Annotated in this window: 10 protein-coding genes and 1 other annotated feature; of the genes, 7 read left to right on the top strand and 3 right to left on the bottom strand. The window is 31.6% G+C overall.

Annotated elements, in window-relative coordinates; all coding sequences use genetic code 11:
* Positions 1-68: 68 nt before the first annotated feature.
* Positions 69-320: a binding site (T-box leader), on the bottom strand.
* Positions 321-831: 511 nt separating this feature from the next.
* Together AC3B6G_RS00200 and AC3B6G_RS00195 are read right to left on the bottom strand one after the other, a co-directional pair.
* The gene (locus AC3B6G_RS00200) at positions 832-1161 is read right to left on the bottom strand and encodes a DUF5388 domain-containing protein (RefSeq protein WP_489848446.1); all 330 of its coding nucleotides are present in this window, start codon (positions 1159-1161) and stop codon (positions 832-834) included.
* Positions 1154-1969 carry a ParA family protein gene (locus AC3B6G_RS00195; protein WP_489848445.1) on the bottom strand — a complete coding sequence of 272 codons (816 nt, stop codon included), beginning with the start codon at positions 1967-1969 and terminating at the stop codon, positions 1154-1156. The genes AC3B6G_RS00200 and AC3B6G_RS00195 overlap by 8 nt, the downstream gene beginning before the upstream one ends.
* A 617-nt stretch (positions 1970-2586) precedes the next feature.
* On the opposite strand from AC3B6G_RS00195, the gene AC3B6G_RS00190 reads away from it, so the two are divergent.
* The 4 genes from AC3B6G_RS00190 to AC3B6G_RS00175 all read left to right on the top strand — a co-directional run bounded on the left by AC3B6G_RS00190 (position 2587) and on the right by AC3B6G_RS00175 (position 5361).
* Positions 2587-3543, top strand: a complete 957-nt coding sequence (locus AC3B6G_RS00190) for a helix-turn-helix domain-containing protein (protein ID WP_489848444.1) — start codon at positions 2587-2589, stop codon at positions 3541-3543.
* 130 nt (positions 3544-3673) lie between these two features.
* Entirely contained in the window at positions 3674-4093 is a 420-nt protein-coding gene (locus AC3B6G_RS00185) for a hypothetical protein (RefSeq protein WP_489848443.1), read from the top strand.
* Positions 4094-4231: 138 nt separating this feature from the next.
* Positions 4232-4966 (top strand): DNA/RNA non-specific endonuclease, encoded by a 735-nt coding sequence (locus AC3B6G_RS00180; protein WP_489848442.1) that lies wholly within the window; start codon positions 4232-4234, stop codon positions 4964-4966.
* Between the two features lie 26 nt (positions 4967-4992).
* Entirely contained in the window at positions 4993-5361 is a 369-nt protein-coding gene (locus AC3B6G_RS00175; RefSeq protein ID WP_489848441.1) for a hypothetical protein, read from the top strand.
* Between the two features lie 68 nt (positions 5362-5429).
* Here the strand turns inward: AC3B6G_RS00175 and AC3B6G_RS00170 are convergent, their stop codons facing one another.
* Entirely contained in the window at positions 5430-5759 is a 330-nt protein-coding gene (locus AC3B6G_RS00170) for a hypothetical protein (RefSeq protein ID WP_489848440.1), read from the bottom strand.
* Positions 5760-6064: 305 nt separating this feature from the next.
* Between AC3B6G_RS00170 and AC3B6G_RS00165 the strand changes: the two genes are divergently transcribed.
* Genes AC3B6G_RS00165 through AC3B6G_RS00155 form a run of 3 tightly spaced genes read left to right on the top strand, consistent with a single transcriptional unit; the run spans position 6065 to position 11861 of the window.
* Positions 6065-9028, top strand: coding sequence for a type I restriction endonuclease subunit R (locus AC3B6G_RS00165; protein ID WP_489848439.1), 2964 nt, complete (start codon positions 6065-6067; stop codon positions 9026-9028).
* Positions 9029-9042: 14 nt separating this feature from the next.
* The gene (locus tag AC3B6G_RS00160; protein WP_489848438.1) at positions 9043-10224 is read left to right on the top strand and encodes a restriction endonuclease subunit S; all 1182 of its coding nucleotides are present in this window, start codon (positions 9043-9045) and stop codon (positions 10222-10224) included.
* Between the two features lie 29 nt (positions 10225-10253).
* Entirely contained in the window at positions 10254-11861 is a 1608-nt protein-coding gene (locus AC3B6G_RS00155; protein WP_489848437.1) for a type I restriction-modification system subunit M, read from the top strand.
* Positions 11862-11873: the final 12 nt, after the last annotated feature.

Genomic DNA, 11873 nt, shown 5'->3' with positions numbered 1-11873 from the left:
ATCTCCTGTTTTATAATTTTGTATTAGAATTTAAGCAAAAAAAAATCCTTGAAACATGAAAATCATGTTCCAAGGACGATCTATCGCGGTACCACCTTTGTTCGTGTCTAGCTTACACTACACACCTCATAAGTACGACTGATATAAATATCAGGTATACTCGGACTTGGTTAATGGAGTCCATCCCAATTCGATTTAACAATCTGCTCAACCGAATTCCGCTCGAAGACCATTTTCAAATCATCATTGACGCTAGCTTTCACCAAACGCTAACTCTCTAAAGACAATTCAGATTTTACTTATCTTTTCATCGCTCGTTGTTATTTAAGATTGACATAATCCTAACACCGTAAAAAAATGCTGTCAATAAATTATTTGAAAAAAATAATGCATATTAATACAATTTATTAATTCTTTTTATAGTAGAAAATTTTTATTATTTAATTAAATTTATTTTTAGAATACTAATATTATTACTTAGAAAGCTATTTATTATCTAATTTCAATTTACATATTTAGAAAAAATATTTAATAATCAATTATGTAGTAAAGTAGTAATGTAGTAACGTAGTAATTACTACTTGTAGTAAAATAGTATTGTAGTTAATACTACTTGTAGTATTATTTAATGATTTAATTAAAAAATTGTACTAACGGTTATACTGAATAACAACAGTTATACACTAAAAAATGAAATAAGTAATGTACATAAATATATGTGGTAATGTAGTAAAGTAGTGATGTAGTTTTTACTACTTGTAGTAATGTGGTATTGTAGTATGTACTATAAGAACCTCTTCTAATAAATAGAAGAGGTTCTTATTATAATGATTAAAGATTATTTTTGCGATTCAAAATTTTAAGCATCATTTTGTATTCAGTTTTTTCTGTATCATTAAGACTAAGTTCACGATTGTCCATTGCATTTCCAATCGCTTCATCAATACTACTCAATTGCAAAACTTCACTCAGCGCTTTAAGGCGATTTATATTAGTTAATGAAATTCTAAGTGTACTAGTTTTATTATTTTGAGTAGTTTTTTTCCTTGTCTTAGTCTCCTCATTATCCAAGTCCAAATTAGAACGTGAAAACATATCTTTGGGAGTTTCTTTATTTTTTTGATTATTATCAAATTGTTCTTCTAATAAATTTTTAGACATTGTTAATTCTCCTTATAAACTCATCCGTAATTTGTGAATATAAACGATTTACTTTACGGTCATGGATATCATGTTTTTGAATCTTAGGATCAACGATTCCAATAATATCATAACGTTTTAATCTTTCCATGTTTTTAACAATATTTTCAAATACATTATCTTTATCAAATTCTTCAACAGCTTTTTGCAAAATCACTTCATCAACTTGTGAACTATTCTTTAATAAAACCGGAAGTATTCCAACTATTTTATAGCTGGCATTATAGTTTTTAACAAGTTCTCTAAGATATTCTAGATATGTTTGTGCACCATCAAATGAACGTTGTTGGGTTTGTAAAACAATAACTACATACTGAGATGCCATTAAAGCAGAATCAGTGTAGACACTAATTGTTGGTGGAGTATCAATTATAATATAATCATAATCATTTTCAATTGGTCCTAAAAGTTTCTTGAAGTATGTTGCTCGATCATATTGACTGTTCCTAAATTTCTTTTCTAAGAAAAGTGGATATGACGACCAATCAGCAAAGTTAGGTAATAAATAAAGATTATCCTTAATCTTAGTTACAATTTTAGATAAACTACCTTCACTAACCGCTGTCATCATAGTAGTGTCAAAATGAACAACCTCATTCGTTAGAGCCCTTTTAGTTGCTGAAAGCATAGAAGTTGCATTTGCTTGTGGATCTAAATCCACAACTAAAGTTTTATATCCTTTTACTGCAAGTTGATTTGCAATCATACAACTATTCGTTGTTTTACCTGTACCACCTTTGAAATTTCCAAAAGTAACAATTTTAGCCATAAATAGATCTCCTGTAAAAAAATTTTTTTAAGATGATTTATGTAGTCTTTACTACTTGTAGTAATGTAGTTTTGTGGTTTTGTAGTAAATGCTACTTGTAGTAATGTAGTTCTGTGGTTTTGTAATAATTACTACATGTAGTATTGTAGTATTAACACTTTTAAGTGTCAATAAATTTATTATTATATTAGTATTCATTGATTGATATCTATCTATGTAGTATTGTGGTCTTTACTACTTGTAGTAAAGTAGTAATGTAGTTTTGTAGCATAGTAGTATTTAATGCAAGTAGTAATGTAGTAATGTAATATTTACTATATGTAGTAAAGTAGTAATGTAATATTGTAGTAATGTAGTATACAGTATTTGCTATTGACAAAAGTCAAAGATATAAGTATTCTATTGGTATAAATAAAAAGAGCACCCCACAATGCAGGATGCTCAATTCATATCAATAGGGAGTTCATTAGCAACCACACTTAACTTTGGCCGGTTAACAGTTGCTAACACTCGTAAATTTATAGTTCTATTATACCATTCAAAAATGGATATACCAAAAAACTATACATATTTAGTGAACTCTCTTATCGATATGAATCGGAAAGGGAGTTTTTATTATGCGTCAATTTGTTAAGACATATACAGACATGTTTGCTAAGGGACTTAAACCTAATGAAGTTTTGGTTTATTCATTCATCGCAGATCGGATGAAATCTTCGATGAAAGATGCTCGTTTCTATGACAAAAAACAATCAGCTTCGTTTGTCATTTTCCCTAATGCGGAACTAGCTAAGGTGATAAATGTTAGTGAGCGGACTGTTAGAAATGCAATTGCTAAATTAGTTGAAATAGGTCTTGTAGTCTCCAAGCGTCAATTCAATCGTCCTAATAAAATTTTCTTACCTGATTATGAATTGGAAGAAGTTTCTACTGAAAACGTTCCGGCAAAATCTTCCACTCCAGTCCGGCAAAATGTGCCAATTAATCAGAAAACTAAAATCATAAAACAAAATACAAATAATACAGTTAATACAGAAAAACGCGAAAAAAATAAATCTTTCGTTGTTAATCAAGAAGAATGTTGGGTCAATAGTGTTACTGAAAAAGGAATGCTTCCTAGACCTGCTGCTAATGTAATTCTTCGTTTTGTTAATCATGATTTGAATAAAGCGCATGATATCGTTGGAATTATTAATAAAGCTAAATATCGAATCGCTAAAGAGAATCATTTATTGAATAGACCTGAATCTCGTTTTGAACATAACACTAGTTTAAGTGGGAAAATTGGAGATAAATTAAATCATATCTTTAGTTATTTACAGAATAGAGCTAATTACGCTGGATACTTGTTTAATGCGTTGAAGACGTTTTTTAGGGATGCAATGGGTATTGAAAATGATGAACAAACAAGTACTACTTGTTCAACAAATAAACAATTAATTAATAATCAGGTTCCAGAGTGGATGCATGAGAATTATGACCGTGAATCGAATCGTTTAACTCCTGATATGAAAAAGAAGAATGAGCTTGCTTTGGAAAAACTAAGAAAATTGAGAGCTAACTATTCATGTTAGTAGTTTAATACTAACTTACTTTAACTTTTGAAAATAAAAACTTAAATTGACGCCTAAATACCTATTCTTTATAATTATTAATATCATTTTCCACCGATTTTAGTTCATTATCATGAAAAGGAGAATTTATATGAAAAGAATGGTAACTAAATTATTAATTGGGATTTCTTTATTAGGTGCAACATATGCTATTACTAATACAACTGTAAATGCAAAAACTACTTGGCAAAAGAACCATCCCAGTAAAAAAGCTGGATTAAAGCATTTCTGGACTAGTAATGTTAGAACTGTTAAGACGTCTAAGGCAATTAAAGCTTATGCAATCGGTAGTAAAGGTGCTGTTAAGAGTAAAATTATTCCTAAGGGAAGTATTTTAAAGGGGGCATATAGTGCCACTGTTCCTGGCGGATTCCAAATTTCTAAAGGCCCTGAAATGAGTTTATGGTCTTCAAGTGATCCATATGAATGGATTATTAATCCGTGGGTTAAGAATGTTAAACTAGGCAAGAATCCATACAATACTTATTGGATAGCAGAAGTTAAGAAGTAGTTTTTAACTTAAAATTTTGAATTATTTAATTTATAGGGTGTTTAGTGCACTCTTTTTTTATACAAATTTTTTGATGACGTATCACAAAAACAATGATAAACTAAAAAAGTTCGAAATGAATTTAGGGGGAATTATAAAGTGAAGTCTAAACATCACTTAGTTTCATTTACAGTTACGTTATTTTTAGGATTTACAATTTCAGGAAGTTTAACTGCAAATGCTTCTTTAGCTGATTGGAACTACAAGTCAGGTCATCAAGCATATGTAAATATACATAAAGGAAAGAGCACATTGAGTGCCCATGGGTGGAAGTATGATCATATTGATTATTCAAAGTTAGATCATCTTGGTCGTACTTCTGGTGGTAATACAGCTTACGTTACTAAGAAGAACTTAGCTGATGATAGTTTGCGGAAAACACAAACCATTAAACCAACTGGGTTTTATCAAAACAAAATAGACCATCATTGGACGATTCAACGTGGGCATGAAATTGCATATACCATGTCTAAAGGAATAACCCCTAGTGGTAAATATAATGCATCAAATCAAGCTGGTGACCAAAATAATGGTAAGAATTTATTTGCTCAAACTCCATTTTGCAATGTAAGTCTTCAAGAACGTTTTGAAAATAGAGTTAAAAATGCAATGCGTAAGGGTTATAAAGTTATTTACCAAGTAACACCTATTTTTAAAGGTAATAATTTGATGGCTAAAGGTGTTCATCTCCAAGCTATTTCTACTAATAAGAAGCTTAACTTTAATGTCTATGCTTACAATGTTCAACCAGGTGTGAAGTATAACTACGCTACTGGTAAGGCAAGTAGAGATAGCTCGATGAGAGTTCCTAAGCCTAAGATTAGTTGGTATTAATAAAAATAAAGAAGGAATTTATAATTATGAAAAAAGTATTACTAGGTATTGTTATTTTGTTTTCTATGTTAGTTTCAACATCTGTTGTTGCGTCCGCATCTTATTATAATTATTCTGGATATAATTCAGATGGAACGCTTAATGGCAATGAATATGGGAAAGAAGCTACACATTCTGTTATTACTACAAAGCCAGTTAAAGTATATCGTGTTAGAACTGGTAATTGTGAAGCAAATAATCATTTTCATTATTACAAAACGTTAAAAGTTGGAACTAAGTTAAAACGTTCATCATATTTAATGAGTACCGGCGGTGGTTGTATCGTTAAAAATAGTAGCATGAAAAGCAGTGCCCATATTTTCTACTTTGCCCCAGGTACTAAGTGGTATAAATAATATGTACTAAAAAAGGAAACATTTTCATTGTTTAAAGTGCAATGAATGTGTTTCCTTTTTCGTTAACCTTAGTTACCCTGAGTATATCCATGAGCCTTAGCCCACTTCAAAGTAACGATTTTCTTGTATTTGGCGTTACCAAAGTGTTGTGAATGATTCAAGAAATGGTATTTCGTACCTGATATAGGTGCAATCCAAACTTTTGCATTATCACCAGCACCACTAGTTTCAGGTCCATATTTTTGGTTTAAATTATCTGTCTTGTAAACAGCTGTGGTACTTTTTTTCTTCTTGAAAACCCGATCCTTAGCGTTTGCAGAATTAGATATTGAACCAAAACTCGTAGCAACTAAAATTGCAGAAAGTAATGTAATGAAGCATTGTTTCAAGTGTTTCATATATAAACAACTCCTGTATTTTTTTGTTGTGCGCACAACTTTTTAATTATACATGATATGTCAAGGTAGGCATATAACATCTTATTATGTATGATATGATAATAGTTAATATTATTATTTTTATGAATTAATGGGTTAACGAAATGGATTTAAAGAAGAAGGGCGTTTGATTTATTAATGGTAGTTTATAACGATGAACTAAAATTCGAAGATGAATTATATAATTATTTAATTAATCTTGGCAACCACTTGATGTACATACAACAGAAGAACTATGGGACAACTTTAGAAACATTGTTTATAAATTGAATTATGATCAGTTACCTAAACCTTTAACTGACCAAGAATTTGCACAAGTAAAAGCACAGTTACTTAGTCAGACAAAAACGCCGTTCGAAGCTGGTCGTTTCATTTATGGGATTAACGGTAAGGCTCAAGTTTCAATCGAAAGAGAAGATGGAAAGGTTGTTTTCTTAACATTATTTGATCAAGATGAAATTGGAGCTGGAAATACGGTATATCAAATTGCAAAGCAAATTGAAGTTCCTAATGCTATAGATGGGAATAAGACAAGAAGATTTGATACAACGTTATTAATTAATGGTTTGCCTATCATTCAAATTGAAGAAAAAAAAGACTCAGTTGATGCAAATGATGCTTTGAATCAAATGCATTTATATCAAGGTGAACATCAATATAGTGATATTTATTCAACTGTTCAAATATTAGTTGCTTTAGCCCCTCATGATGCTAAATATATGGCTAATTGTATAGCCGAAGACTTTAATCCTAACTTTGCCTTTCAATGGAAAGAAAAAGAAGAACGGTTACCTGTTGTAGATTGGAAGAAGTTTTGTGACCAATTTCTTTCAATACCAATGGCGCATCAAATGGCTGTTAACTACATGATTTTAGATAACACTCCTAATCATCAAATGCTAAAGGTTATGAGATACTATCAAGTTTATGCCACTAAAGCCGTTACTAATGCGATTAAGCATCATGACTTTGAAGTTGAAGATCAGGGGTTAGGGTATATTTGGCATACAACTGGTTCTGGTAAAACGATTTCATCATTTAAAACGGCATTCTTAGCATCTAGACTGCCAAATGTTGATAAAGTTGTTTTCTTAGTTGATAGAGTTGCTCTAACTAACCAAACAGCTGAAGAGTATCAGGCATATGATCCTAATAGAGATGAAAATAATAGTGGAATTGTCGATTCTACGGCACACGTAAGTGATTTAAGAAAAAAACTGCGTGCAAAAAGACGGAATCAAATCATCGTAACATCAATTCAAAAGATGTATAAACTGGTAAGTAGCGAAAAATTTAAAGACTCTGGTCAAAACATTGTTTTTATTGTTGATGAAGCTCATCGTTCAACTGCTGGTAACATGATGAAGAAGATTAAGAGTAGTATCAAGAACTCGGCATGGGTTGGATATACTGGTACACCTAACTTTGATCCCAAGAATGGTCCTACAACGCAATCTTTGTTTGGGGATGTTTTGCATCGCTATATCATCTCAGAAGCTATTGCTGACCATAACGTTTTGGGATTCCAGGTTGATTTTAAGACGACCTTAGATAATCAAGAATTAAAAGACAAGTACTTACCACAATTCTTATTAGAAAAGCATCCCAACTGGACGGCTAATAAAATCGAAAACAAAATTTATAATTTAAGTGATACTGACATGGATGATATGGTGGCATCAAGTGTGTACGATAACAATAGAGATCATGTTAAATTAGTTGTTCATGATATTCTAACTCATTGGAATAGTCGCTCTTCTAATGGTGAATTTAATGCTCTCTTAACTACCCACGTTGGTGGTGCAGTCTCAACACCAATGGCGATGATGTATTATGATGAGTTTTATAGACAAATGAGTGAAAATGAGAGTTTACCACAATTAAAGGTGGCAGTTACCTTCTCTGAGAAAACCAACAATGATGATAATCAGTATCAACAAAACATGGATTTAAGTCGTGTAATTAAAGAATACAGTCAACGTTTTAAAGTTAATCTAGATAATACCAAAGTTGATGAATATGTAGAAGATGTAGTTAGTCGTTTAAAAAGGACTACCCCTGATAAAAATTACTTGGATATCGTGATTGTTGTTGATCAATTATTAACTGGTTTTGATGCTCCACAATTAAATACGTTATATGTAGATAGGACGTTACGAGGAGCAAGCTTAATTCAGGCTTATTCTAGAACTAATCGTATCTTCGATGACAACAAACCATTTGGACGTGTTGTTAACTATCGTTGGCCTAAACATAATCAAAAGCTTATGAATGAGGCATTAGCTGTTTATTCTAATCCAGATTCTGCTGAGCAGGCTAAGAATATTGGAGCACCCATTCCTTCTGATGTGCTAGCTGATTCTTTTCCAAAGATAGAAAAGGATTTAAGACTAACGGTTGATCAAATCGATAAGTTAACTGATCATTATCGAAAGGTTCCGGACAGTGAAAAAGAACAACAATTACTTTATAAGACTCTACAACACTACAATCAAAAGGTTATTCAAGCTAAACAAAGTGATGATTATCAAGAGATAAGTAATGAAGAATTCTTGCAACACATTGGACTAACCGAAGATGATGAAGCTAGATTAACGGGAAGTATATCTGGAACGTTGAAAGTTAATTTGGCAAAGAAGCAACACACTGATCCAATTAACCTAACGCTAAAAATGGAGCATGTGAATGAAGTTGTCGTTAATTTTGATTACTTGCATGAATTGCTTGCTGAGTTTACCAATAAACAATATACAGCGAAGACATCTGAAGATGGTGCTCGTGTGAATAAGTTAAAAGAACAAATTTTAGGGTACTTAGATCGATTGCAAGATAAGGACCCGAGATATGTTGAGCAAATTAGGGACTTTATTAATGGGGATGTTAATAAGAGTGTAGACAAACATCCCGTATCAGCAAATGATATGAAGTCTATAATTATGCAATTATCTAGCAATAAAAAACAACAATTATTTGATACATTCGTAAATGAATATGGTCTTCAAGGATTTAATCATTTAGGAGCATTGTTAGATAAATTAAAAATGCATGAACCAGGTAAAGATGATTTGAATAATGATATTGAAGGGATTGTTGATCAATCTGTATCATATGGTCAAGAACATTATCATGATAATGGAAGCATAGCGGTTCAGCAACTAAGCCCAATTAAATACTACAACACATTTAATAAGGCAATTACTAAGCTAGCAGATGAGATAGTTAGAAGTTAGGAAGAGGTTATAAAATGGCTGTGCCAAAATTGAGATTTAAAGGTTTTGATGAAGAATGGAAATATTGTAAAATTGGCGATTTAGCAGATATAGTTAGAGGAGCATCTCCAAGGCCTATAAAAGATCCTAAATGGTTTGAAAAAAATTCAGATGTTGGTTGGCTAAGAATTGCGGATGTTACTGAACAAAATGGAAGAATACATCATATTGAACAACATATATCAAAACTTGGTGAAGAAAAAACCAGGGTATTGAGAACACCACATTTACTTCTTAGTATAGCTGCAACAGTTGGATCTCCAGTTATAAATTATGTTAACACTGGTGTTCACGATGGATTTATTATTTTTAATAATCCAAAGTTTGATAAAGAATATATGTTTCAATGGTTGTTGAGATTTAAAAACAAATGGAAAAAATATGGTCAACCGGGAAGCCAAGTTAATTTAAATTCTGAAATTGTTTCAAGTCAGACAGTTAATATTCCTAGTATTGATGAACAACAAAAGATTGGTTCATTCTTTAAAAAAATAGATCGATTAATTAATTTACAAACAAAGAAGATTGAACATCTAAAACGATTGAAGCGAGGGTATTTGCAGAAGATGTTTGTTAAACAGGCACAAAAAGAACCAGAAATAAGATTTAATGGATTTTATGATGATTGGAAAGAAGTTAAACTTGGAAAAGACTTTGAAGTAATAATGGGTCAATCTCCAAGTTCTATCAATTATACCCAGGACAATAATCAACCTATCCTGGTACAAGGAAATGCTGATATTAGGGATGGTTTAGTATATCCAAGAGTTTTTACAAAGGAAATTACAAGGAAATCAACAAAGGGTAATATTATTTTAACTGTAAGAGCTCCTGTTGGAGAAACTGCAATAAATCAATATGATAATGTTGTTATCGGTCGTGGTGTTTGTTCAATTGATGGAAATGAATTCTTGTTTTATTTACTACAAATGTTATATAAAAATAATGTATGGTCTAAATTAAGTGTAGGATCAACATTTAGTTCAGTTAGTTCTAAAGATATTAAAAATCTAATGTTTAAGATGCCATCATTAAATGAGCAACGAAAAATTGGTTCATTTTTTTCTAAGTTAGATGATTCTATTGAAACTGAAAACAAGGAATTACAACATCTTAAATTGATGAAAAAGGGATATTTACAACAAATGTTTTGCTAATTATAAATGATAGAGAGGTAAACTAGTTTATGACCGATACTAGTACAAACGCAAAATCAATCACAAATCAATTATGGGATATGGCTAATCAACTACGAGGAAATATGGATCCAGCCGATTTTCAAACTTACATTCTGGGATTTATGTTCTATCGATATTTATCTGAGCATCAGGGTAAATACTTTGTTGATCATAAGTTGTTATTTGTGTCTAAAGACGAAAGTATCAATGATGCCTATAAAAAAGCAGCTACTGGTGACGACTTAAAAAGCTATTTAGAAGCTAGTGGTAGACATAACGGATATGCGATTGAACCAGATTTAACCTGGGATTCTATTGAAGAAAAAGTAAACAATGGGACAATTGTTGCTTCTGATTTTAGTGATATGTTCGAATGTTTTAATAAAAGTACCCAGCTGAATAAAACTACAGAACAAGACTTTAGTGGAGTCTTTTCTGATATTAACTTAATGAACAGCCGCTTAGGTTCTAATGTTAATGAACGTGCAAAATCATTAAGTAAAATTGTTAGTTTGGTTAGCTCGTTTAATTACAATGATCAGAATGGACATGATATTTTAGGTGATGTTTATGAATATTTGATTGCGCAATTTGCTTCAAATTCTGGTAAAAAAGCGGGAGAATTCTATACACCACATGAAGTTTCTGAAGTTTTAGCTAAATTAGTTACTTACGGATTAAAGCCTAATGATGAACACTTTGATGTCTATGATCCTGCAATGGGTTCTGGTTCATTATTATTGACCGTTAAAGACGCACTTCCTGATGGCAACAAGAAAAATAAGGTATTTTTTCATGGACAAGAACTAAACACGACAACGTATAACTTGGCACGTATGAATTTAATGATGCACGGTGCTGATTATCATAATATGAAATTACGTAATGGAGATACACTAGGTTCAGATTGGCCTGATGGAGTGGATCCTAAAACTAATATCGACCATCCAGTAAGTGTTGATGCAGTTGTAGAGAACCCTCCCTATTCTGCACATTGGGATAACGACAAGCGCAAGCTAAAAGATCCACGTTTTAAAGATTATGGTTTAGCGCCAAAGGGTAAAGCAGACTATGCATTCTTATTGCACGGACTTTATCATCTAAAACAAGATGGTACTATGGCAATCGTACTTCCTCATGGAGTTTTGTTTAGGGGTGCTAAGGAAGGCGATATTAGAAAGGCACTAATTAAGAAACATAATATTGCTGCAGTTATCGGATTACCTGAAAAACTGTTCTATTCTACTAGTATTCCAACCGTTGTTTTAGTTTTAAAAAAACAACGTGATGATTCTGATATTTTATTTATTGATGCTAGTAAAGACTTTGAAAAGGGAAAGAATCAAAATAAGCTAACTCCTGAAAACATCAATAAGATAATTAACACGTATGCTGAACGTAAAGACGTTGATAAGTATGCACATTTAGCTTCAATAGATGAAATTGAGGAAAATGACTTTAATTTAAACATCCCACGTTATGTAGATACATTCGAACCTGAACCAGATATTGATGTTTCAGCAGAACGTGAAGCTATTAAAGACCTTAGTGCTGAATTTGATAAGGTGTATAGCGAAGTAAATGATATGTTAAAGGATACAAAAACTAATAAATAGGGAGATTTAAAC

This window comes from Nicoliella sp. ESL1149, assembly GCF_058107265.1.
The sequence above is the reverse complement of the archived record's forward strand: the minus strand, read 5'-3'. Positions and strand labels throughout refer to the sequence as shown.